The sequence below is a fragment of the Streptomyces arenae genome, from assembly GCF_022343545.1.
Classification (GTDB): Bacteria; Actinomycetota; Actinomycetes; order Streptomycetales; family Streptomycetaceae; genus Streptomyces; species Streptomyces humi.
In genome coordinates, this window is sequence record NZ_JAKQYH010000025.1 from 67875 (window position 1) to 91124 (window position 23250).

The following is a 23250-nucleotide window of genomic DNA, read 5'->3' on the forward strand; positions in this document are numbered from 1 at the left end:
TGTCATACGAACGCCCCCGCTGCGGCGTCAACGGCCTGTGAGCACCGAGCCGTTCGCCGTCCGCCCAGGGAGTCGCCCGATGAAGCGCACCGCCTTCCGCCGCAAGGCCGCGCGACTGAGTGCCGTCGCCGCCGTGGCCGCGCTCGCCCTCACCGGCTGCTCCCGGACGTCCGGCGACGGCTCGGCGCCCACCGCCGGGCACCGGGTCCGCGACCTCACCTACGCGGAGGACCTGCGGATCTCGGACGCCGAACAGCGTCTGGTCGCCCGGTGCATGGCCCGGCACGGCTTCCGCTACTGGACGGACCGCCCGCTGACCCTGGCCGAGAGCAGGCCGCTCGGCTACGTGCAGGACGACGTGGACTGGGCCCGTACCTACGGATACGGCAGCCGGATCACGGCGAAGGAGGACCGCGCCCGGCTGCGCAACCCCAACAGCGCCTACCGCGAAGGCCTCGGCGCCACCCGGAAGGCAGCGTACGACAACGCGCTCGACGGCGGCCGGCAGGCCGAGCTGCTGCGTACCGAGGTCCCCGGCGGGGGCAGGGTCAGCAAACGGACCGGCGGCTGCGACGCGGCGGCGGAACGGACGCTGTACGGCGACCCGCGGACCTGGTTCCGGCTCGACACCACGGCGAGCAACCTGCGCCCGCTCTACGTCGGCGAACTCCTGCACGACCAGCGGTTCACCGCCGCCGTGCACGCGTGGTCGGCCTGCATGAAGCGGGCCGGTCACCCGTACCGGGACCCCGACGCGGCCCGGCAGGCAACCCGGGAGCACCCCGCGGTCCGGACCCGGGCCGAGGAGGCCAGGAGCTTCGCCGCCGAGACCCGGATCGCGGTCGCCGACGCCACCTGCGCCCGCGCGGTCTCCCTCAGGTCCGTCGGCCAGGACCGCGAGGCCCACTACCTGGCCCGGCTGGACGGCGAGTACGGCGCCCGGCTGGACGCCTACCGGCAGGTTCGGCTGACGGCGCTGGAGCGCGCCGAGCGGATCGCGCCCGCCCGTACCTGACACCCACCGCACCCCCAAGACTCCGCGGCGCCCGCCGCGGCCCTCTCCCACACCGACCGCCTCCGACGAGGCAGAACGGGATTCACCATGCGCAAAATGACCCTCGCCCTCACCACCCTGGCCCTCGCCGCCGTCGGTTTCGCCCTCCCGGTGAACGCACAGGCCTCCGCCGGCTGCAACGCGCAGTGGCCGGGCCGCGACGGCAACGTGCGGGCCTGGAAGGACTGGGACTGCGCGGGCGGCCTGCTCGGCGTCACCGCCGGCAACGACGCCGACTGGGCGGACGGCGCCGGCGGTTTCCAGGGCGTCGGCAACGTCGCCTCCTCCGTGATGAACAGCGGCTACGTCGGCGGCAAGGACGTCGTGGCCTTCTACTACTACGCCAACTACTCGGGCGGCTACGGCTGTCTCAAGCCGGGCGAGCTGTACGTGGACGACCTCACCCGCGACCACTTCACCGACGGTCACTCCATGAACGACAACATCCTGTCCCACCAGTGGGTGACGGCGAGCGCCTGCGCCGCGGGCTCGTTCATCAGCTGACCCCAGGCCGACCGGTCACGGCTGTCCCCCGGCCGTGACCGGTCCCGTCGTCTTACCCGTTCCCTACCTCACGTACCGCCGAGATTCACATCCGCGCCACCAGACCCTTCCCTGACGTTCGATGCCCTTGGAACACTCGCACCCGCACACATCCGCCCTGTTCCGGCCATCCCGTACGTCAGGATGAGAGGTCGCCCACTCATGACCGAAGTCAACCGGCGCCGATTTCTTCAACTCGCGGGCGCCACAACGGCGTTCACCGCGTTGTCCAGCAGCATCCAGCGTGCCGCCGCGCTGCCCGCGAACCACCGCACCGGGTCGATCGAGGACGTCGAGCACATCGTCGTCCTGATGCAGGAGAACCGTTCGTTCGACCACTACTTCGGCACCCTCAGAGGTGTCCGCGGCTTCGGCGACCCGCGTTCGGTCACCCAGAACGACAAGTCCGTGTGGCACCAGTCGAACGGCACGAAGGACATCCTGCCCTTCCACCCGGACGCCGACGACCTGGGCCTCGCCTTCATCCAGGACCTCCCGCACGGCTGGGCCGACACCCACAGCGCGGTCGACAACGGCAAGTACGACAAGTGGGTGCCGGCCAAGGGCTCCACGACGATGGCGTACCTGAACCGGGACGACATACCGTTCCACTACGCGCTCGCCGACGCCTTCACCGTCTGCGACGCGTACCACTGCTCGTTCATGGGCTCCACCGACCCGAACCGCTACTACATGTGGACGGGGTACACGGGCAACGACGGCCAGGGCGGCGGCCCGGTCCTCGGCAACGACGAGGCCGGCTACAGCTGGACGACCTACCCCGAGCGCCTGGAGAAGGCGGGCGTCTCCTGGAAGATCTACCAGGACGTCGGCGACGGCCTGGACGCGGCCGGCGGCTGGGGCTGGATCCAGGACGCCTACCGCGGCAACTACGGCGACAACTCGCTGCTCTACTTCAAGCAGTACCAGAACGCCAAGCCCGGTGACCCGCTGTACGACAAGGCCCGCACCGGCACCGACGCCACCAAGGGCGAGGGCTTCTTCGACCAGTTGAAGGCCGACGTCAAGGCCGGCAAGCTGCCGCAGATCTCCTGGGTCGTCGCCCCGGAGGCGTTCACCGAGCACCCCAACTGGCCCGCCAACTACGGCGCCTGGTACATCTCCCAGGTCCTCGACGCGCTCACCGCGGACCCCGGGGTGTGGGCGAGGACGGCCGTGTTCATCACGTACGACGAGAACGACGGCTTCTTCGACCACCTGATCCCGCCGTTCCCGCCGGCCTCCGCCGCGCAGGGCAAGTCCACGGTCGACCCGAGCCTCGACCTCTTCAAGGGCGACGCGAGCCATGCCGCCGGCGCCTACGGCCTCGGCCAGCGGGTGCCGATGATCGTCGTCTCCCCGTGGAGCAAGGGCGGTTACGTCTGCTCCGAGACGCTCGACCACACCTCGATCATCCGGTTCATGGAGGCCCGCTTCGGCGTCCACGAGCCGAACATCTCGCCCTGGCGGCGCGCGGTCAGCGGCGACCTGACCGCCGCGTTCGACTTCTCCCGCAAGGACACCAAGCCGGTGGCGCTGCCCGGCACCGACGGCTACCGACCGCCGGACAAGAACCGGCACCCCGACTACGTGCCCACGCCGCCCGCCAACCCGTCGCTGCCCAAGCAGGAGCGCGGCTCGCGGCCCACCCGGCCGCTCAGGTACGCCCCGGTGGTGGACGGTGCGGTGGACGCGGCGGCCGGCAAGTTCACGCTGACCTTCGCGTCGGGCGCCCAAGCCGGCGCGGTGTTCCTGGTCACTTCCAACAACCGCGCCGACGGCCCCTGGAGCTACACCACCGAGGCCGGCAAGTCCGTCTCCGACACCTGGAACTCGGCGTACTCGGGCGGTGCGTACGACCTGACCGTGCACGGGCCCAACGGCTTCCTGCGCAGCTTCCAGGGCCCCGGCAAGGTGGCGGGCCCCGAGGTCACCGCCCGGCCGCACGGCGACGACATCGAGCTGACGCTCACCAACCGGGGCTCCGGCACGGTGAAGCTGACGCTGGCCGACGGCTACGGCGGCCGGACGCGCACGTTCACCGTGCGTGCGGGGGCGACCGTGCGGCACGTCGTCCACCTCGGGCACAGCCACCGCTGGTACGACGTGACGGTCACGTCCGACGCCGACAGGACGTTCCTGCGGCGGTTCGCCGGACACGTGGAGAACGGGGAGCCGGGTGTGAGCGACCCGGCGATCATCACGGAGTGACCGGGGGGCGAGCCCGATACGGCCGACGTTCGTGGAAAGCCGCGGGCGTCGGCCGTGGCGTTTCGCCCTCCGTGGGGGCGGGTGCCGTGTTCGTGCGGCCGCGGGTGGGTGGGGGCTGGTCGCGTAGTTCCCCGCGCCCCTGACGGGGCGCTGGCGCCCCGGCTGAAGCACCCCTGAGGGGGGCGTTTCGCCCTCCGTGGGGGCGGGTGCCGTGTTCGTGCGGCCGCGGGTGGGTGGGGGCTGGTCGCGCAGTTCCCCGCGCCCCTGACGGGGCGCCGGCGCCCCGGCTGAAGCACCCCCTGACGGGGCGCTTCAGGCGGGGTGGCTTACAGGGGGGTTCAGAGGGGCGTGAGGTGTTCTGTCTCTGGGTTCTGGTGGGGGAGGAGGGCCTGTTCCGCTGCTCTCCGTGCCTCCTCCAGGGCCAGTACCGCGGCCACCGGGTGCTGTTCGTCCGGGGTGGTGAGCGGGGCCGGCGGGGTCACGCGGGTGAGCAGGACCACGCCCCAGGAGGCCAGGGCCGCGCCCGCCAGGGCCAGCAGGATGCCCGTGGCGCCGCCCTGGAGGCCCTGGCCCAGGAGGGTCAGGCCGATCACCGCCGCCGCCACCGGGTTGGACAGGGTGACGACCGCCAGCGGGGCGCCGAGGCCGCCTCGGTAGGCCGTCTGGGAGAGGAGCAGGCCGCCCACCGCGAACGCGGCCACCAGCACGGCCACCACGATCACTTCGGCGCTCAGCAGCGGGCCCGAGGGGTCCGTCGCCGCCACCGTCACCGTCTGGGTGAGCGCGGAGGCCACGCCCGAGGCGAGACCGGACGCGGTCGCGTGGCGCAGGCCGGGGCGGGTGCCGGGGCGGGACAGGGCGCCGATCAGGACGGCCGTCGTACCGGCCACCGCGAGGGCTTCGGTCAGGCCCAGCACCTGGTGGGGTGCGGGACCCGAGGCCGTGACGAGCAGGGCGCCGAGGCCGAGCAGGGTGAGGGCGGTGCCCCGCCACTCCGTCGGTGTGACCCGGCGGCCGGCCACCCGCGCCCCCATCGGCACGGCGGCGACCAGGGTGAGCGCGCCCAGCGGCTGGACGAGCGTGAGCGGGCCGTACTTGAGGGCGACGACGTGCAGCAGGGCGGCGCCCGCGTTCAGGCCGACCGCGGCCCACCAGGCTCCGGAGCCGAGCAGTCGTACCAGGCCCGTTCCGGGGGTCTTCGAGGCGAGGCGTTCCTGGGCGACGGCGGCGGCCGCGTAGGCGACGGCCGAGACCAGGGACAGGGCGACGGCGACCACGGCCGCGGTGCTCATCGGCCCGCCCCCGCCAGCACGGGCTCTTCCGGTACGAGGGTGCGGGTGCCGCGGCCGGCCGTGGTGGCCGTGCGGTGCGGCGGGTTGATCAGGGCGAGGGCGACGCCGAGCATCGCGGTGGCGACGATCGCGTCCAGCCAGTAGTGGTTCGCGGTGCCCACGATCACCAGCAGGGTGACCGCCGGGTGCAGCAGCCACAGCCAGCGCCAGCGGGATCGGGTCGCCACGATCAGGCCGATCGCCACCATCAGGGCCCAGCCGAAGTGCAGTGAGGGCATCGCCGCGAACTGGTTGGAGAGGTGGTCGCGGGCGGGCGGGCCGTAGACGGAGGGGCCGTAGACCCGCGCGGTGTCGACGAGGCCGGTCGCGGCCAGCATCCGGGGCGGCGCCAGCGGGAACGTGAAGGGCAGCACCAGCGCGGCGGCGGTGACCGCGGCGAGGATCCGGCGGGCCCAGACGTAGTGCGCGGGGCGCCGCAGGTAGAGCCAGACCAGGAAGGCCACCGTGGCCGGGAAATGAACCGTGGCGTAGTAGGTGTTGGCCAGGTGGACGAGGGTGTCGCCGTGCAGCAGTGCGGACTGCACGTCGACCTCCGAGGGCAGCCGCAGGGTCCGTTCCAGATCCCAGATCCGGTGGGCGTTGTGCACCGCCTCGGCGGTGTGGCCGATGGCCAGTTGCCGGCCGAACTTGTAGACGAGGAAGAGCCCCGCGACGAGCAGGATCTCACGGACGAGCGGCGGCCGGGCTATCGCGCCCGGCTCCGGTTCTGCCGGCTCGGACTGGGATCTCATCCCAGGCCCCCTCACTGACGGTGGTGCTGTGTCGAGTCCGGGCGGTGGCCCGGACTCGCCGATACTCATCGATACGGAAGCGTACCGAAACGCCATGGTACCGATACGCCACTGTACCGATACGGCCGAGTACCGGTACAGTGGCGTATCGATAGACGTGGGCCACACTGGTTGTAGGTTTCCGCCCCGGCCGAACGGCGGGCGGTGCGGAAGTGATCCGCAAGTGATGCGCGAGTGAGGAGAAGAGCACATGACGTCGCAGGCCGCGGACGGACCGGACATGGTCGCCGCCTCGCGCCGCTCCAAGATCACGCCGGAGCGTGAGCGGGAGTTCTTCGACGCCGTGCTCGAACAGATCCGCGAGTGCGGTTACGACTCCGTGACCATGGACGGCGTCGCCGCCAGCACCCGGTGCAGCAAGTCCACGCTGTACCGGCAGTGGAAGACCAAGCCGCAGTTCGTCGCGGCGGCGCTGCGGGCCAACCGCCGGGTGCGCTTCGTCGGCATCGACAACGGCTCCCTCGCCGAGGACCTGCGGGAGGTCGCGCGGGCCGCCGGCGACTGGTCACGCAAGGACACCAAGCTGCTCCAGGCGCTGGGCCACGCGGTGCACTCGGACGCGGAGCTGGCGCAGGCGCTGCGCGAGGCCCTGGTCGAGCCCGAGATCGCGGCGCTCCAGGACATCCTGCGCCGCGGTGTCGAGCGGGGCGAGGTGGCCGAGGGGCATCCCGCCCTGGACTACGTCCCCGCCATGATGTTCGGCGTCCTGCGGGTGCGGCCCGTGCTCACCGGCGAGTACGCCGACGCCGACTACCTGGTCCGCTTCGTGGAGGCCGTGGCGCTGCCCGCACTCGGACTGACCTGATGACCCAGGCCGCCGTCCACGGGATGACTGGACGGTGACCTGTTCGCGCCGCACCGTGGGGACGGGGGCGGCGCGCACCCCCGGCCGGGTGGGGCGCCCCTTTGAGCGGAGGGGCGCACCACCCGGCCGAACACTTTCCCGGGCGGTCAGGTGTCCTGGCCGCTGCCGCCGCCCGTGGACACCTTGATGCCCGCGGTGATCGAGTCGATCACCGACTCCTTCTGGCCGACGTCCACGCCGAACCGGACCACCACGATCTGCTGGGAGTTCGCCGGCGACGGGAAGGCCAGCGACTCGACGTAGCCGTCGGCGCCCTTGCTGGTGACGACCTTCCAGCGCACCAGGTAGCCCTTCTGCCCGGCCACGGTGACCGCCTTGGAGGCCAGCACCTGGTGCGAGGTGATCGAGCCGTAGGTCGTGCCGCCGTACGACTCCTTGGCGCCGGCCGAGATGTCCGCCTTGGCGACCGCCTCGGCCGTGCTGCCCGAGGTGCCCAGCAGGACCGCGGGGGCCGAGTAGGCGCCGCCGGCGGTGCAGGGCTGGGAGGTGTCGCCCGGGCACTTGTAGGAGTCGTTGGAGGTCACCGACGCGCCCGCCTGGGTCTGCTGGCCGTACCAGTCGGAGGGGATCGGGAGGCTGATGCCCGACACCGGGTCCGTCACCGAACCGCTCTTGATCTTCGGTGCCTCGGACTGGTTCGGGGCAGGCGACGCCCCGCCGTCCGAGCCGCCGGAGCCGCCCGAACCACCGGAGCCGCCCGAGCTGCCCGACCCGCCCGAGCCGCCGAACGGGAAGCCCTGTCCGCCGTTCTGCCCGTTCTGGCCCTCGGTGCCGCCCTGGCCGAAACCGCCCTGCCCGCCCGTCCCCTGCTGCGAGGCCTGGTTGTCGTTGTCGCTGCCGTCCGCGGTCAGCGCGTACACACCCACCCCGATGGCGGCGAGCACCGCCGCGGCGATGCCGACGGCTATGCCGGTACGCAGCCCGCGTCTGCCCGCGGGCGGCGCCGCCGGGTACCCCGGATACCCCGGATAGGCCGTCGGGTACGCCGGATGAACGCCGTCGGCCTGCGGGTACGTCCCCTCCGCTGCCGACGGGGCGCCGGCGGCCGGCGGCTGCGGCGGGGGACCCCACTCGGCGCCCGATCCGGCGGGGCGGGTCTGTTCCGTCCACGCCTTGCCGTCCCACCAGCGTTCGGTGGCCGGACCGTCACTTGTCTGCCCCGGGTCGGGGTACCACCCGGGAGGAGTCACCTGCGTCATGCTCCTACCGTATGAGGCGTCGGTGAAAGTGGGATGAGAGGATCCGGCGACTTTCGGATGAGCGCCTCAGGCGCTTCACACGGACGCGGCCCGCCTCACTCGATCCGCAGCCGCACCGGCGGACCCGGCGCCGGCGGCGGCAGCCGCAGCCCCTCCCGGCCCGGGGTCAGCGAGCCCAGGAGACTCGGGTGCCGGGCGCCGGTGGCCGACGGGACGGTGCCCGGCAGACCGTGCGCCGTGAGGAAGCCGAGGACCGCGAACGCGTACGCCTCCTTCGCCGCCGCGGGCAGCCCCAGTTCGTCGGAGACACGGACCGGCGTCCCGGGCAGCAGGCCGCGGAGCGCCTCGAGCAGCACCGGGTTCCGGGTGCCGCCGCCCGAGGCGATCACCTCCGTCGCCCCCGCCGCCCGCACCGCGTCCGCCACCGTGCGGGCCGTCAGCACGGTGAGCGTCGCCAGCGCGTCCGCCGCGGACATCCCCTCGGGCGCCCGCCAGTACCCCGCGTGGAACAGCTCCTTGCCGGTCGTCTTCGGCGCGGGGAGCGCGTAGTACGGCTCCGCCAGCAGCCCCGCGAGCAGCGCCGCGTCCGGCCGGCCGCGTGCCGCAAGGGCGCCGTCCACGTCGTACGGCAGCCGCCCGGCCGTGAACTCCCGGGCGGCCGCGTCCAGCAGGGCACATCCCGGCCCGGTGTCGAAGGCCGTACCGTCCGGGGCGGTGAGGTTGGCGATCCCGCCGAGGTTCAGCGCCACCGGCCTGCCCGGCCGGCCGCGCAGCCACAGCAGGTCCACCAGGCTCACCAGCGGGGCGCCCTGGCCCCCGGCCGCCACGTCCCGCGGCCTCAGGTCGGCGACCACCGGCAGCCCCGTCGCCTCCGCGATCCAGGCCGGCTGCCCGAGCTGCAGCGTGCCGTGCACCCGGCCGCCCTCCGCCCAGTGGAAGACCGTCTGCCCGTGCGAGGCCACCCACTCGGCCCGCCCGCCGCACAGCTCACGGTTGGCCCGGACGGCCGCCGCCGCGAACGCCTGCCCGATCCGGGTGTCCAGCAGGCACACCCGCGCCAGCGGCACCGCGGCCGGGGGCAGCGCCGCGGCCAGGGCGTCCCGCAGCTCGTCGTCGTACGGCGTGCTCACCATCCCCAGCGGCTTCAGCAGCAGCGTGCCGTCCACCAGCCGCAGCTCGGCCGCCGCCGCGTCCACCGCGTCGTACGACGTTCCGGACATCAGACCGATCACCAGCACTGTCTCAACCCGCCTTCACCCGCGGCGCCGCGAGGAGCGCCAGGACGCTGACCGCGCAGGCCGCCGCCGCGTAGTAACCGGGGACGTCCGGGTTCCCGGTGCGCCGTACCGCCTCCGTGATGATGAGGCCCGCACAGCCCGAGAACACGGCATTGGACAGGGCGTAGGCGAGTCCCAGACCCGTGCAGCGGGTCCGCGCCGGGAACATCTCGGCCAGCAGCGCGGGCCCCGGCCCGGCCATCAGCCCCACCAGCACACCCGCGCCGCACAGGGCCGCACCCTTCACCGCCCCCGAAGTCCCCGCGTCCTGGAGCAGGTTCAGCAGCGGCAGCGCCAGCAGCACCACGAGCCCGGCGCCCGCGAGCATCACCGGCCGCCGCCCCACCCGGTCGCTGAGCAGCCCCGCCGGGAGGATCGCCGCCGCGAACCCCAGGTTCGCCAGCGCGGTCGCCAGCAGCGCCGCCCGGAAACCGGTGTGCAGGGTGGTCTGGAGGTACGACGGCAGCACGACCAGGAACGTGTACCCGGCCGCCGACCAGCCCGTCACCCGTCCGGCGGCCAGCGCGATCGCCCCCGCCGACACCCGGGCGCCCGTCACCGCCGGTCCCCGGAACTCCGGTGTTTCGTCCAGCCCCGCCCGCAGCCACAGCGCCAGCGCACCCAGGGGGAGCGCCAGCAGGAACGGCAACCGCCAGCCCCAGGCGACGAACTGATGGCCGGTCAGCAACACGGACAGCCCGACCGCGACACCCACCCCGCCGAGCAGCCCCAGCGCCACGGTGAACGACTGCCACGCCCCGTACAGCCCCCGCCGCCCCGGCGGCGCGTACTCCGTCAGCACCGCCACCGCGCCCCCGAACTCACCGCCCGCCGACAGTCCCTGAAGCACCCTCAGGAACGTCAGCAGCCAGGGAGCCGCCGCACCCACCTGCGCATACGTCGGCAGCAGCCCGATCAGCGCCGTGGCCCCCGTCATCAGCGCCACCACGAGGATCAGCACCGGCCGCCGCCCGTGTCGGTCGGCCAGCCGGCCGAACAGGGCCGCGCCCAGCGGACGGAAGAAGAACGCCAGCCCGAACGAGGCGTAGGTGCGCACCAGGCCCTCGGCCGCGCTCCCGCCCTCCGGCGTGAAGAACCGCTCGGCGACGACCGTCGCGACGAAGCCGTAGACGGCGAACTCGTACCACTCGATGAAGTTGCCGACCGAGCCCGCGGCCAGCGCCCGGAGCGGCCGGTTCCGCCCGGTGGCCGCGCGATCTTCGAAAACCAGGTTCATGTTCCTGCCCATTGACGGTCCGTCAGCTGTACAGCGGCAGGTCGGAGCCGGCACGCGTCGCCGCGCCGCACCGCTGTCACCCGTCACGGCAACAGCTGCCCGGACCCGCCTCCGGACAGCCAACCGGACGGCTACGCTCGTGGTCTGTACGTCGTTCGGGCGACTTGGGGAGGTAGCGGGATGACGGAGGAACAGCCCCCGGGGGACGCCTCGGCACCCCTCTGGGAGCGCGAAGCCGAACTCGCCGCCATCACCGAGGCACTTGACGCGCTGGGCGACGACAGCTCCACCTCCGGGAACCTGCTGGTGCTGCGCGGCGAGGCCGGCCTCGGTAAGACCGCGCTGCTGACCGAGACCCGCCGGATGGCGGAGCGCCGCGGGTGGACCGTCTGGTCCACCCGCGGTGTCGAGACCCTGCGCAGCGTGCCCTTCCACGTGGTACGGCAGCTGCTCCAGCCCGCCCTGGTCTCCCTGCTGCCCGAGGAGGCCCGGGAGTATCTCGGCGACTGGTACGACATCGCGGGACCCGCCCTCGGCATCACGGACCCCGGTGACCGCCAGGCTGACCCGCAGGGCGTCTGCGACGGCCTGGTCGCCGCCGTCCGCCGGCTCGCCAAACGCGACTGGCCGCTGGTCCTGCTGATCGACGACGCGCACTGGGCGGACCAGGAGACCCTGGCCTGGCTCGCCGCCTTCGTCGAACGCCTCGACGACCTCTCCGTCCTGGTCCTGGTCGCCCGCAGGCCCGGCGAGGTGAGCGGCGACAGCGCCCGCTACCTCGACGCCGTGGCCGCCGCGGCCGGCCACACCGTGCGCGGCCTCACCGCCCTCACCCCGGACGCCACCGCCGGCCTCACCCGCGCCACCCTCGGCGCGCACGCCGACGCCCCGTTCTGCCGCGAGGTCTGGGCCGTGACCGGCGGCAACCCCTACGAGACCGTGGAACTCCTCGCCAAGGTGCAGGACAGCGAGGTCGAACCCGTCGAGGCCAGGGCCGGTGAACTGCGCGCCCTGAACCGCTCCGCCCGCGGCGGCGGACTGGTCACCCGGCTCGAAGGCCTCGGTGTCGACGCCACCCGGTTCGCCTGGGCCGCCGCCATCCTCGGTACCGGTATCTCCGTCGACCTCGTCGCCCAGCTCGCCAGCATGACCGTCGAGGACGCCGAGCGCTGCGCCGAACTGCTGCGCAACGCGCGCATCCTCACCGCGCCCGACCCGGCCGGCTCCCGGTCCCACGCCGGTGACCTGGAATTCGTCCACCCGCTGATCGCCACCGCCGTCTACAACTCCATCCCGCCCGCGATGTGCACCGCCATGCACGGCATCGCCGCCCAGATCGTCATCGACGACGGCCGGGGCATCGCCGAGGCCTCCCGGCACCTGCTCAAGGTGCATCCGGACGACGACGAGGAACTCGTCGAACAGCTGCGGGACGCGGCCAAGGAACACCTCGCCGTCGGAGCCCCGGACGCGGCCCGCCGCTGCCTCGAACGGGCGCTCCTCGAACCGCCCCTGCCCGAGGTCCACGCGCGCGTGCTCTACGAACTGGGCTGCGCCACCCTGCTCACCAAGCCCGTCGTCACCATCGGGCACCTGCGGAGCGCGCTCGGCATGTCAGGCCTCGCCGGCGCGGAGCGCGTCGACGCCGTCTTCCGCCTCTCCCAGGCCCTCCTCCACAACGACCAGCTGGAGGAGGCCGTCCGGACGGTCGAGGCGGAGGCCGCGCGCCATGACGAAGGGCCCGCCCGACTCCGGCTCCAGGCCGTCCAGTTCATGTGGGAGGGCATCGCGGGCGAGGCCGTCTCCCCGCACCGCTCCGAACGCCTCGCCGCTCTCGCGGACACCTGCACCGGCCGCGACAACTCCGAGCGCGCCCTGCTCATGCTGCGTGGCTTCGACCTGCTCATCCAGGGCGAGAGCGCCGAGGAGGTCGTCGAACTGTGCGACCGTGCCCTGGTCAACGGCCGGCTCGCGCCCGGACTCGGCTGGACGGACACCGAGTGGGGCATCGAACTCCTCCTGATGCTCGCCAACGCCTACGTGTACACCGACCGCCTCGACCGCGCGGAGGCCCTGTACAACGAGGCCCTGCGCGCCTACGAGTCGGCCGGCTGGAGCGGCGGCCACCTCGCCCTCGCCCATGCGTACGTCGGCCTCGGCCACCGCAGGCGGGGGCGGCTGCGGGACGCGGAGACCTCCCTGCGGGAGTCCCTGCGGATCGCCGAACGGGTCGGCCGCCGGCTGCCCCTGTACTGGACCGCCACCTGCAACCTCGTGGACACCCTGCTCGCCCGCGGCCATGTCGAGCAGGCCTGGGCGACCGCGGAGCAGTACGGCTTCGCCCCGCCCTACCCCTCCACCATCGTGATGCCGGACCCGAGGTCGGTACGCGGCCGGCTGCTGCTCGCCGTCGGCCGCAGGGAGGAGGCCGTCAACGAACTGGAGGCGGCGGAGAAGGCGGCCGCCGCGCGCGGTCACTTCAACCCCGTGGTGGTGCCGTGGGCGCTCGACCTCGCCCGGGCGCTCGCCGGCGAGGATCCGGTACGGGCGGCCCGGCTGGCCGCCGACGCACGACGGCAGGCGGAGCGGTTCGGCACCGACACGGCGATCGGCGAGGCCCTGCGGTGTGCCGCGGCGCTGGAGACCGGGCAGCGGCAGGTACGGCTCGCGTCGCAGGCCGTGGCCTATCTGGAGGCCTCGCCCTGCCAGTACGAACACGCGGCGGCGCGGGTGGAGTACGGGATCGCCGCCCGGTCCGTGGCCGAACTGAACCGCGGCCTGGCACTGGCACGGTCGTGCGGCGCGGACGGCCTGGTCGCCCAGGCACGAGAGGTCCTGGAAACGGGCCGCGGCCTGCGCTGACGGGCGCTCGGCGTGCGCTGAGGAGGCCGGGGAGTGCGCTGAGGGGCGCTGGGCGTGCGCTGAGGAACCTGGCGACCGTGCTGCCCGGCGCTGGACGTGCGCTAAGGAAGCCGGGGAGTGCGCTGACGGGCGCTGGGCGTGCGCTGAGGAAGCCGGGGAGTGCGCTGACGGAGGTGTGGAATGCGCTGGGGGGAGCCGCGTCGACGGGGGCCGGGGGCCGCGCTGACGGGCGCTCGGCGTGCGTGTCGGCGGGCGGCACGCACGCGGCCGGGTCACCCCTCTTCTTCCGCTTCCTCCGCCAGCACCCGCTGGGCCGTCGCGAACGCCGAGTTCGCCGCCGGGACACCGCAGTAGACGGCCGTCTGGAGGAGCACCGCGCCGATCTCCTCCGGGCTGAGCCCGTTGCGCCGGGCGGCCCGCACATGCATCGCCAGCTCCTCGTAGTGCCCGTGGGCGACCAGCGCGGTGAGGGTGATCATGCTGCGCTCGCGGCGGGAGAGCGTGGGGTCGGTCCAGATCTCGCCCCAGGCGTAGCGCGAGATGAAGTCCTGGAAGCGGGCCGTGAACGGCGTCTGGCGGGCCTGCGCCCGGTCCACGTGCCCGTCGCCCAGCACCTCCCGGCGTACCGCCATGCCCCGCCGCGCGCCTCCGTCCAGATGGGCGCGGAGCGCGGTGAGGACCGCCTCCGGGCACTCCGCGGGCGCCAGGTGCGCGGCCCCGGGCAGCTCGACCAGCGTGGACGCCGGTACCGCGTCCGCGATCTCCCGCAGATGCGGCGGCGGGGTCGCGGGGTCCTGCCGGCCCGCGATCAGCAGGGTGCGGACGGCGATCCCACCGAGCCGGTCGCGCAGATCGAAGGCGGCCAGCGCGTCGCAGCAGGCGGCGTACGCCTCCGGGTCGGCCGTCCGCTGGTCCTCCACCAGCCGCGGCACGGTGAAGCCGGACGTGAACCAGCGGGCGGGGGCGTTCTCCGCCAGCCACTCCACGCCCTCCCGGCGCACCCGCCCGGCCCGCTCCTCCCAGGGCGCGGACCCGCCGAAGTGGGCCGAGGAGCAGATCGAGGCCAGACTCTCCAGCCGGTCCGGGTGGTGGACGGCCAGGTGCAGTCCCACGGCCCCGCCCAGCGAGACGCCCGCGTACGCGAACCGGTCGATGCCCAGCGAGTCGGCGAGCGCGAGCACCAGGCCGGCCAGATCGCCCACGGTGGCGCCCGACTTGATCAGACCGGCCGCCGAACCGCCGTGGCCCGGCAGGTCCCAGCGGACCACCCGGTGAGCGATCGACAGCTCGGGCGCCACGGCGTCCCAGAGGGCGTACGAGGTCCCCAGGGACGGGCCGAGCAGCAGCGGCGGCGCCGAAGCGGGGCCCTCGACGCGGTGGTGGAGAAGGTTCTCGGTCAACGTCGCTCCAGAGCACGGTCGGTGAGGGCACCGGCGGCGCCGGTGTAGCGGGCGGGGTCGGTGAGGTCGTCGAGGTCGAGACCCTTCAACTCAGGTTCCTCCGCCAGGAGTTCACGCAGCGTCCGGTGCTCGGTGCGGGTACGGGAGGCTACTTCGGTGAGCAGTTCCTTCGCCCGGGCCCGGCCCAGCACGGGGGCCAGCCCGGCGGACAGCCGCTCCGAGACGATCAGCCCGTCGGTGAGCCCCAGGTGCTCGCGCATCACCGCCGGGTGCACCCGCAGCCCCTCCGCCAGCTCCGCCGCGTCCCGGGCCGCGCCGCCCACCGTCCGCAGCAGGTCCCGCAACGGCTCCCATTCGGCGTGCCAGGCGCCGGCCGGCCGCTCGTCCTCCGCGACCAGTGAGCCGTACAGGACCGCCGCGAGCTGCGGGGCCCGCCGGGCGGCTGCCGCGATGAGCGTGGACCGGACCGGGTTCGCCTTGTGCGGCATCGCCGACGAACCGCCTCCGCCGCCCTCGGTGACCTCACCGATCTCGGTCCGGGACAGCGTCAGCACATCGGCGGCGATCTTGCCCAGGGCGCCGGCCGTGAAGGCCAGGCAGCCGGCGAGATCGGCGACGGGCGTGCGCAGGGTGTGCCAGGGCAGCAGCGGGGCGGCGAGGGCGAGTTCACGGGCGTAGGCCTCGGGCAGCGCCTCGGGGTCGGCGGCGCCGTACGCTCCGAAAGCCGCCAGGGTGCCTGCCGCGCCCCCGAGTTGGACGGGCAGCGACGCGCGTACCCGAGCCGTGCGGTCGCGGGCGTCGAGCACCAGCGCACGCCAGCCGGCCGCCTTCAGCCCGAACGTCGTCGGTACCGCGTGCTGGGTGAGCGTGCGTCCGGGCATCGGGGTGTCCCGGTGCTCGGCGGCCGTCCGCGCCAGGGCCGCCTCGGTGCGTCCGAGGTCGCCGAGCACCAGGTCCAGGGTGCGGGCGGCGACCAGCATCGTCGCCGTGTCCATGATGTCCTGGCTGGTCGCGCCCCGGTGGACGTACGGCCCGTGCTCCGCGCCGGCCGCCTTCGTCAGGTCGGCGACCAACGGGATGACCGGGTTGCCGCCCGCGCGGGCCCGCTCGGCGAGGCCGCCGACGTCGAAGCGGGCCGGATCGGCCGCCTCGGTCACCGCGGCCGCGGCCCCGGCCGGGGCCAGCCCGAGCGCGGCCTGGGCACGGGTGAGGGCCGCCTCCGCGTCCAGGAGCGCCCGCAGGTACGCGGTGTCGCCGGTCGCGGCCGCGGCGGCGGAACCGGACCAGCCGGGGCCGAGCAACCCGGTGTCAGCTCCGGCGTACGTCACCGGTACTCCAGGAAGACCGTCTCGCCCTCGCCCTGGAGGCGGATGTCGAAACGGTAGGTCCGGTTGCCCTCCTCGACGGCGATCAGCGTGTCGCGCCGCTCGCCCACCCGGGTGAGCAGCGGATCGGCGGCGAGCGCCGCGTCGTCGCCCGGCAGGTAGATCCGGGTGAACAGGTGCACCAGCAGTCCGCGCGCGAACACGCACGCACTGAGGTAGGGCGCGCTGTCGCCACGGGCGCCGGGCCGCAGCGTCCGCGCGTACCAGTGCCCGTCGGCGTCGGTCTGGATCCGGCCCCAGCCGGTGAACTCCACGCCGTTGCGGCCGAGGTAGGCACCGCTGGCCGGGTCACGCCGGATCGAGCCGTCCGTGGTGGACACGTTCCCGTCCGGGTCGGCGCCCCACAGCTCCACGAACGCGTCCGGCAGCGGGTTGCCCTCGCCGTCCAGGACGTACCCGTGCACGGTGACCGTGTCCGGGTGGCCGAGGGGCGCGATCTCCTCGCCGCCGCGGAAGGGCAGCGCGTAGCCGTAGAACGGGCCGACCGTGTGCGACGGGGTGGGCAGCACGGTCTCCGGGCTGCTCGTGTCGGTCTTCGTCATGGCAGGTCAGCGTCCTTCTTCGATCCAGGTGGCGTTCGGGCCGTCCAGCACGATGTCCCAGTGATAGCCCATCGAGAACTCGGGCACGGACAGGCTGTGGTCGTATGTCGCGACCAGCCGCTGCCGGGCCGCGTCGTCCGTCACCGACTGGATGATCGGGTCGTACGGGAACAGCGGGTCGCTCGGGAAGTACATCTGCGTCACCAGCCGCTGCGTGAACGCCGAGCCGAACAGCGAGAAGTGGATGTGCGCCGGACGCCAGGCGTTGAGGTGGTTGCGCCACGGATAGGGGCCCGGCTGGACGGTGGTGAAGTGGTAGCCGCCGTCGGCGTCGGTGATCGTACGGCCGACACCCGTGAAGTTCGGGTCCAGCGGGGCGTCGTGCTGCTCACGCTGATGCGCGTACCGGCCGGCCGAGTTGGCCTGCCAGATCTCGATCAGCTGCCCCCGGACCGGCCGCCCGTCCCGGTCGAGCAGCCGCCCGGAGACGGTGATCCGCTCCCCGATCGGCTCGCCCTGGTGCTGCCGGGTCAGGTCGTTGTCTATCCCGGTGATGTCCCGCTCCCCGAACGCGGGGGAGTGCAGCTCCACCAGCTCCGGGTCCTGGCTCGTGTCGATGGCGACGAGGGGCTGCTTCGGATGCCGGAGCAGCGAGGACCGGTAGGGGGCGTAGTCCCGCCGCGGATGGTGCTCGACGGGGGCGCCTTCGCCGACTCGTTTTTCGTAGGCGGCGTGCTCGGCGGCGATTTCGAGGTCGATGTCGGCCTGGGTGAGTGTCATTGAGAGTCCTAGCTGTGAGCGCCCGTCAGGGGCGTGGGGAACTGCGCGACAAGCCACAACGCAACCCGCAGGCGGCATACGACCTATCGTTCGAGAACAAGCGCGAGCCCTTGCCCGACGCCGATGCAGAGCGTGGCCACACCGGTACCGCTCCCGCGCCGCGCCAGCTGATGCGCCACCGTCCCCGCCAGCCGTGCCCCCGAGGCTCCCAGCGGATGCCCCAACGCGATCGCCCCGCCCTGCGGATTGAGGATCGCCGGATCGAACTCCGGCCACTCGGCGACGCATCCGAGCACCTGCGCCGCGAACGCCTCGTTCAGCTCGAGAACCGACAGGTCGTCAAACCTCTTGCCCGCCTTGGCCAGCGCGCGGTTGACGGCCTCCACGGGCGCGAGCCCGAAGTAGTCGGGGTCCAGCGCGTGCACGCCGGTCGCGGAGACCCGGGCCAGCGGCTCCCGCCCGAGCGCCCTCAGCCCCTCCTCGTCGGTCAGCAGCAACGCCGCCGCACCGTCGTTGAGCGGCGACGCGTTCCCCGCGGTCACCGTCCCGCCCTCCGTACGGAAGGACGGCTTGAGCTTGGCCATCGCGGCCAGGGAGGCGTCCGCCCGTACGCACTCGTCCGCGCCGAAGACCACCGGGTCGCCCTTGCGCTGCGGAATGGACACCGGCGCCAACTCGGCGTCGAACAGCCCCTGTTCCTGCGCGGCCGCGGCCTTGCGATGGGAGGCGAGGGCGAACTCGTCCTGCTGCTCGCGGCTGATCTTGTGCTTGTCGGCGATGCGCTCCGCCGACTCGCCCAGCGGGATGGTCCACTGCGGGTCCATCCTCGGGTTGACCATCCGCCAGCCCAACGTGGTCGAGTACAGCTCGGCATGCCCGGCCGGGAAGGGCCGGTCGTTCTTGGGCAGCACGTACGGCGCCCGGGTCATCGACTCGACGCCACCGGCCACGGCGATCGACGCGTCGCCGGCCGCGATCGCGCGGGCCGCCTGGATGACCGCCTCCAGACCGGACGCGCACAGCCGGTTGACGGTGACGCCCGGGACCGACGTCGGCAGGCCCGCCAGCAGCGCGGCCATCCGCCCCACGTTCCGGTTCTCCTCACCCGCGCCGTTGGCGTTGCCGAAGTAGACGTCCTCGATCCGGGCCGGATCCAGGTCCGGGGTGCGGGCGAGGAGTTCGCGGATCGCGTGCGCGGCCAGGTCGTCCGGGCGCACGCCCGCCAGTCCGCCGTTGTAGCGGCCGATCGGCGTGCGGATCGCGTCGACGATGTACACCGTGTTCACAGCAGGCCCTCCGGGACGATCAGTTTGGCGTCGGTCTTCGCGGTGATCTCCTCGACGCCGACCCCGGGCGCGGTCTCCACCAGCACCAGGCCGTCGTCGGTCACGTCGAGCACGCCGAGGTCGGTAATGATCCGGTCCACGCACGCCTTGCCGGTCAGCGGCAGCGCGCACTCGGTGAGGATCTTCGCCGAGCCGTCCTTGGCGGTGTGCGTCATCACCACGATCACCGTCCGTGCGCCGTGCACCAGGTCCATCGCCCCGCCGATGCCCGTGACCAGCTTCCCCGGGATGGCCCAGTTCGCCAGGTCCCCCTGCGCGGAGACCTGCATCGCGCCCAGCACGGCGACGTCGATGTGCCCGCCCCGGATCATCGAGAACGACAGCGCCGAATCGAAGAAGGACGCGCCCGGCAACACCGTGACGGTCTCCTTCCCGGCGTTGATCAGGTCCGGGTCCACGGCGTCCTCGGTCGGGTACGGGCCGGTGCCCAGGATGCCGTTCTCCGACTCCAGGACCACCTCCACACCCTCCGGGAGATAGTTCGGGATCAGCGTGGGCAGGCCGATGCCGAGGTTGACGTACTGGCCGTCCCTCAGCTCGCGGGCCGCCCGCGCGGCCATCTCCTCGCGCGTCCAGGCCATCAGCTGCTCACCGTCCGCTGCTCGATCTTCTTGTCCGCCGCCTGCTCCGCCGTCAGCGCGACCACCCGCTGCACGAAGATCCCCGGCAGGTGCACCGCGTCCGGGTCGATCTCCCCCGGCTCCACCAGCTCCTCCACCTCCGCGACCGTGACCTTCCCGGCCATCGCCGCCAGCGGGTTGAAGTTACGGGTGGACTTGTTGAAGACCAGGTTCCCGTGCCGGTCGCCCTTCGCCGCCCGCACCAGCGCGAAGTCCGTGCGGATGCCCCGCTCCAGCACGTACTCGGTGCCGTCGAACTCCCGTACCTCCTTCACCGGAGAGGCCAGTGCCACCCCGCCGGAGCCGTCGTACCGCCACGGCAGACCGCCCTCGGCGACCTGGGTGCCCACCCCCGCCGGGGTGTAGAACGCCGGGATCCCCGCACCTCCGGCCCGCAGCCGCTCCGCCAGCGTCCCCTGCGGGATCAGCTCCACCTCCAGCTCGCCCGCCAGATACTGACGAGCGAACTCCTTGTTCGCCCCGATGTACGACCCCGTCACCCGGGCGATCCGGCCCGCGGCCAGCAGCACCGCGAGACCCGTCTCCATCGCCCCGCAGTTGTTCGAGACCACGCTCAGGCCCGTCACACCACGCTCGTACAACGCGCCGATCAGCACGTTCGGGACACCGCTCAGCCCGAAACCACCCACCGCCAGGGACGCGCCGTCCACAACATCGGCCACCGCCTCCTCGGCCGTGGCGACCACCTTGTCCATCCGTGCAGCCCCATCTCTGAATTAATCAGGGCACTGAGTATTTCAGCGAGATGTCCTTCACGCTGCCATCGCTCTCGCCACCCGTCAAGACCTCGGACGACGGCAGACGAGCGTAGAGACAGGAGAGGTGGTCCACGAGTATTGTTCAGTGCACCAACGAATTCGGACCCTGGGAGCGCATATGGCCGCGGTGGATCTCACCACCCACCCCGGGCACCTGGCCCGGCGCCTCCAGCAGGCCCACTACCTGCTGTGGAACACGATGGTTTCGGAGGAGATCACCTCGCCGCAGTTCGCCGTCCTGAACGCGCTGGTCGCCGAGCCGGGGCTGGACCAGCGGACGGTGGGGGAGCGGGTCGGCCTCGACCGGTCGACCATCGCCGAGGTCATCAGCCGGCTCGGCCGGCGCGGACTCCTCGACAAGGTGCGCGACCCGCAGGACGGCCGCCGCTCCCTGCTGCGCCTCACCGACGACGGGCTGCGCACCCACCGCAAGCTCGCCGTGCGCACCGCCCGCATGAACCAGGTCTTCCTGGCCCCGCTCTCGGCCGCGGAGCAGGCCCAGTTCTTCGACCTGATCCGCCGCGTCTCGGACGCGGCCGAGGGGCTGCGCAACCCCGCGGAGCCCTTGGTCCCGCAGGGCTAGGCCGCGGCGAACACCACCCACACCTGCCCCTCGGCGAAGCCGACGGGACGGCCGACGTGGTCACCCGCACGCCCGCCGTTGCCGGTTACGGCTGAACCGTCTTCATTCGTGGTCGCGCAGGAAGGCAGGGATCTCGTCGCGGGTCGGGTAGTTCGGCAGGGGTGCTCGCTTGCCCTGGAGGAACGCGGTGATGACGGCGACGGCCCGGTCGTTGTTGGCGTCGAGGCCGTTCCACATGTGGTGTCCGACTCCGGGCATGTACTGCGTGCGCTGGATGGCGGGGTCATCGGCAAGGACGGTGGTCTCCCATTGGCGGACCTGGGAGGAGCACTCGGCGATCATCAGCATCGCGGGAGTCCGGGAGCGCCTCAGCTGCGGTGCGACGGAGGGTGAGTCCTTGACCGTCTGCTGGACGCGGAGGCTGGCGGCGGGGCTGAAGGAGAAGTTCTGTGCGGTGTCCTCGGCGGGGATGCGGTGCGCGTCGCGCGCGCAGTATGCGGATGCGGTGTCGCTGCCGAGATCTGCGGCGGTGAAGGCGTTGACGCCTTCGGCCTGTCCGATCAGTCCGGTGTCGGGGCTGAGGAGTCCGAGCCGCATGAGGCCGAAGGCCACGGCGTACCGGGGAACGTGCGTCGATCGCGGCCCGGTCAGAGCCGGCGCGAGGCCGCGCGCGGATTTTCGGCCCTTGTGCCCGGCGATGTGGGCGGTAGGGCCGTCCATGGGGCCGGGCTCGGCGATGATCGCCCGGTGCAAGCGTGCGGCGACGCTCGGGTCAGCCAGGGCTCGGGTGAGCACGGCCCCGCCTGAGGAGAATCCCAGGATGTCGACCTTGCCCTTGTCCAGGCGGTCGATGAAGGCGGCGAGGTCGCGGACCGACCTGGAGATCGTGTACTGGCCCATGGGGAGCAGGTCGCTTCGTCCGCCACCGGCCTGTTCGTAGGCGTAGACGTCGTAGCCCTGACGCGCCAGGAGTTGCAGGAACCGGTGGTCGAGCACCGAGATGCCGCGGACCGGTCCGCCGTTGAGGTACACGAGCGGGGTGGGGTGCCGGGTGACGGGGTCCGCGGGCGGGTAGTGGTACACCGCGACCCGGCTGCCCGTGGTCAGGCTCCAGTGCCGCGTGGTCACGAAGGGTAGCGCGGGCGGGTACCGCCGGGCCGTCGGCACGGTCGGGATGCAGACCGTCGCTGTCAACGCCGCCGCGACGACCACCGGCACGAACGGCACGAGCCGCGCCGGCCAGGTGCGGTGCCGGCCCCGCCACAGCGCGAGGACGGCTCCGACTCCAAGAGTCGTCAACCATGCGGCGAGCCCCGAGCCTGCCCCGTCTGTGAGCGCGATCAGTGCGAGAAAGACGACGACCAGCATCGTGACGGCGGCCAGGGCCAGCAGTAAGCGTCCGGTGAAGCGGACAAGACGTATGGCGGACGTAGGCACAGCGGACCTCCAACAGTTTCAGAACGCCGTTTCAAAACGACGTTATCAAACGGAGGTAGGCTGCTGGCCGTGGGTAGGCCGAGAACAAACGACGAGGCCGTCAAAGAGCGGCTTGTGGAGTGCGCGACCGAGATGCTCGCCACCCGTCCGCGGGAGTCGCTCACGGTCCGCGCCGTGGCCGCTGCGGCAGAGGCGTCGACGACGGCGGTGTACTCCCTGTTCGGCGGTAAGGACGGGCTGATCGGTGCGGTGCGCGACAGAGCCGTCGCCGGCCTGTTCCAGGACCTGTCGGCGGCGCCGATCTCCCCGGACCCTCTAGCCGACCTCTACGCGCTGGCCGTCGCCTACCGTCGCTGGGGGCGCGGACACAGCCACCTGTACACGGTGCTGTTCGGTGGTGTGCAGTCCTTCGACCCGTCGGGGCAGGTCGGTGCCAGTGACCCGATCCGTCCGCTCCTCGCGGCGATCGATCGCGCGTTGGCGGCGTCCGTCCTCGTCGGCGAAGCAACGTCGATCGCCTTGTCCGTCTGGGCCACCCTGCACGGACTGGTGACTCTCGAACTGGCCGGGGCCCTGGACGCCACCGCAGCCGAGGCCGCGTTCCGCTCGTCGATTCACGCCACGCTGCGTGGATGGACGACCCCGGAGGTGTTCCGCGGTCTTCGCCAGGCCGAACTCGCTCGGTGACAGGATCAGGGCCGGTGTCCGGGCTCTCCCGATCCTGGCTGAAGCAGTGGTGCGGGGCCGGTGAGGACCGGCATGTGGAAGCTGCGGATCACCGCGTTGCTCTGCCGGATGGTGCGGGGCTTGTAGCGGTCGTCCAGGTAGGGCTTCTTGGTATCCGGGTTGATGGTGCCCGCCGTCGCGTTGGACACCGTCCGCGCGGTGTTGGGCACCGTGACCGTCGCCCCCAGCCACCACGCCAAGTCCCGCCCTTCGGAGGAGTTGCCTGGTCCCACGGGACATCCACCATCCGGAGCGAGTTGT

At 72.8% G+C, this 23250-nt stretch carries 21 protein-coding genes; 7 read left to right on the forward strand and 14 right to left on the reverse strand.

Annotation, left to right across the window (positions count from 1 at the left end; all coding sequences use genetic code 11):
- Nucleotides 1-79 precede the first annotated feature (79 nt).
- From MB828_RS13290 to MB828_RS13300, 3 genes are all read left to right on the forward strand, one after another.
- The gene (locus MB828_RS13290; RefSeq protein ID WP_301648319.1) at nt 80-1015 is read left to right on the forward strand and encodes a hypothetical protein; all 936 of its coding nucleotides are present in this window, start codon (nt 80-82) and stop codon (nt 1013-1015) included.
- Between the two features lie 96 nt (nt 1016-1111).
- On the forward strand, nt 1112-1558 hold the full coding sequence (locus MB828_RS13295) for a hypothetical protein (protein ID WP_301648320.1): 447 nt from the start codon (nt 1112-1114) through the stop codon (nt 1556-1558).
- 201 nt (nt 1559-1759) lie between these two features.
- Nucleotides 1760-3808: a phosphocholine-specific phospholipase C gene (locus MB828_RS13300; RefSeq protein ID WP_301648321.1), complete on the forward strand. Its 2049-nt coding sequence runs from the start codon at nt 1760-1762 to the stop codon at nt 3806-3808.
- 338 nt (nt 3809-4146) lie between these two features.
- Here MB828_RS13300 and MB828_RS13305 read toward each other — a convergent pair whose 3' ends face one another.
- Together MB828_RS13305 and MB828_RS13310 are read right to left on the reverse strand one after the other, a co-directional pair.
- Nucleotides 4147-5100 (reverse strand): hypothetical protein, encoded by a 954-nt coding sequence (locus MB828_RS13305; RefSeq protein WP_133028531.1) that lies wholly within the window; start codon nt 5098-5100, stop codon nt 4147-4149.
- Nucleotides 5097-5891: a phosphatase PAP2 family protein gene (locus MB828_RS13310; protein WP_301648322.1), complete on the reverse strand. Its 795-nt coding sequence runs from the start codon at nt 5889-5891 to the stop codon at nt 5097-5099. The genes MB828_RS13305 and MB828_RS13310 overlap by 4 nt, the downstream gene beginning before the upstream one ends.
- Nucleotides 5892-6141: 250 nt before the next feature.
- Between MB828_RS13310 and MB828_RS13315 the strand changes: the two genes are divergently transcribed.
- Nucleotides 6142-6756 (forward strand): TetR/AcrR family transcriptional regulator, encoded by a 615-nt coding sequence (locus MB828_RS13315; protein WP_046728485.1) that lies wholly within the window; start codon nt 6142-6144, stop codon nt 6754-6756.
- A gap of 146 nt (nt 6757-6902) precedes the next feature.
- On the opposite strand, the gene MB828_RS13320 is transcribed toward MB828_RS13315, so the two are convergent.
- The 3 genes from MB828_RS13320 to MB828_RS13330 all read right to left on the reverse strand — a co-directional run bounded on the left by MB828_RS13320 (nt 6903) and on the right by MB828_RS13330 (nt 10529).
- Nucleotides 6903-8015 carry a DUF2510 domain-containing protein gene (locus tag MB828_RS13320; protein ID WP_301648323.1) on the reverse strand — a complete coding sequence of 371 codons (1113 nt, stop codon included), beginning with the start codon at nt 8013-8015 and terminating at the stop codon, nt 6903-6905.
- Between the two features lie 95 nt (nt 8016-8110).
- Entirely contained in the window at nt 8111-9253 is a 1143-nt protein-coding gene (locus MB828_RS13325) for an anhydro-N-acetylmuramic acid kinase (RefSeq protein WP_301648324.1), read from the reverse strand.
- Nucleotides 9254-9257: 4 nt separating this feature from the next.
- The gene (locus tag MB828_RS13330) at nt 9258-10529 is read right to left on the reverse strand and encodes an MFS transporter (RefSeq protein WP_301648325.1); all 1272 of its coding nucleotides are present in this window, start codon (nt 10527-10529) and stop codon (nt 9258-9260) included.
- A gap of 180 nt (nt 10530-10709) precedes the next feature.
- On the opposite strand from MB828_RS13330, the gene MB828_RS13335 reads away from it, so the two are divergent.
- On the forward strand, nt 10710-13391 hold the full coding sequence (locus tag MB828_RS13335; RefSeq protein ID WP_301648326.1) for an ATP-binding protein: 2682 nt from the start codon (nt 10710-10712) through the stop codon (nt 13389-13391).
- A 272-nt stretch (nt 13392-13663) separates the two neighbouring features.
- Here MB828_RS13335 and pcaD read toward each other — a convergent pair whose 3' ends face one another.
- The 7 genes from pcaD to MB828_RS13370 form a co-directional block, all read right to left on the reverse strand.
- Nucleotides 13664-14791, reverse strand: coding sequence for a 3-oxoadipate enol-lactonase (gene pcaD, locus MB828_RS13340; protein ID WP_301648327.1), 1128 nt, complete (start codon nt 14789-14791; stop codon nt 13664-13666).
- Complete coding sequence (pcaB, locus tag MB828_RS13345) at nt 14788-16119, reverse strand: 3-carboxy-cis,cis-muconate cycloisomerase (protein WP_301648328.1); 1332 nt, start codon at nt 16117-16119, stop codon at nt 14788-14790. The genes pcaD and pcaB overlap by 4 nt, the downstream gene beginning before the upstream one ends.
- Nucleotides 16116-16718 carry a protocatechuate 3,4-dioxygenase subunit alpha gene (pcaG, locus tag MB828_RS13350; RefSeq protein WP_301648329.1) on the reverse strand — a complete coding sequence of 201 codons (603 nt, stop codon included), beginning with the start codon at nt 16716-16718 and terminating at the stop codon, nt 16116-16118. The genes pcaB and pcaG overlap by 4 nt, the downstream gene beginning before the upstream one ends.
- A gap of 6 nt (nt 16719-16724) precedes the next feature.
- Nucleotides 16725-17498 carry a protocatechuate 3,4-dioxygenase subunit beta gene (gene pcaH / locus MB828_RS13355; RefSeq protein WP_133028540.1) on the reverse strand — a complete coding sequence of 258 codons (774 nt, stop codon included), beginning with the start codon at nt 17496-17498 and terminating at the stop codon, nt 16725-16727.
- A gap of 83 nt (nt 17499-17581) precedes the next feature.
- Entirely contained in the window at nt 17582-18784 is a 1203-nt protein-coding gene (locus tag MB828_RS13360) for a thiolase family protein (RefSeq protein WP_301648330.1), read from the reverse strand.
- A complete protein-coding gene (locus tag MB828_RS13365) occupies nt 18781-19425 on the reverse strand; it encodes a CoA transferase subunit B (RefSeq protein WP_301648331.1) in 645 nt (214 codons plus the stop codon). Before MB828_RS13365 ends, MB828_RS13360 begins: the two co-directional genes overlap by 4 nt.
- A complete protein-coding gene (locus tag MB828_RS13370) occupies nt 19425-20180 on the reverse strand; it encodes a CoA transferase subunit A (protein WP_046728496.1) in 756 nt (251 codons plus the stop codon). Before MB828_RS13370 ends, MB828_RS13365 begins: the two co-directional genes overlap by 1 nt.
- Before the next feature lie 181 nt (nt 20181-20361).
- Here MB828_RS13370 and MB828_RS13375 point away from each other — a divergent pair, with 181 nt between their 5' ends.
- Nucleotides 20362-20826, forward strand: a complete 465-nt coding sequence (locus MB828_RS13375; protein WP_133028544.1) for a MarR family winged helix-turn-helix transcriptional regulator — start codon at nt 20362-20364, stop codon at nt 20824-20826.
- Nucleotides 20827-20928: 102 nt separating this feature from the next.
- Here MB828_RS13375 and MB828_RS13380 read toward each other — a convergent pair whose 3' ends face one another.
- On the reverse strand, nt 20929-22263 hold the full coding sequence (locus tag MB828_RS13380; protein ID WP_301648332.1) for an alpha/beta fold hydrolase: 1335 nt from the start codon (nt 22261-22263) through the stop codon (nt 20929-20931).
- Between the two features lie 69 nt (nt 22264-22332).
- Between MB828_RS13380 and MB828_RS13385 the strand changes: the two genes are divergently transcribed.
- Nucleotides 22333-22950 (forward strand): TetR/AcrR family transcriptional regulator, encoded by a 618-nt coding sequence (locus MB828_RS13385; RefSeq protein WP_301648333.1) that lies wholly within the window; start codon nt 22333-22335, stop codon nt 22948-22950.
- A 5-nt stretch (nt 22951-22955) separates the two neighbouring features.
- Here MB828_RS13385 and MB828_RS13390 read toward each other — a convergent pair whose 3' ends face one another.
- Nucleotides 22956-23222, reverse strand: coding sequence for a hypothetical protein (locus MB828_RS13390; protein ID WP_301648334.1), 267 nt, complete (start codon nt 23220-23222; stop codon nt 22956-22958).
- Between the last annotated feature and the right edge of the window lie 28 nt (nt 23223-23250).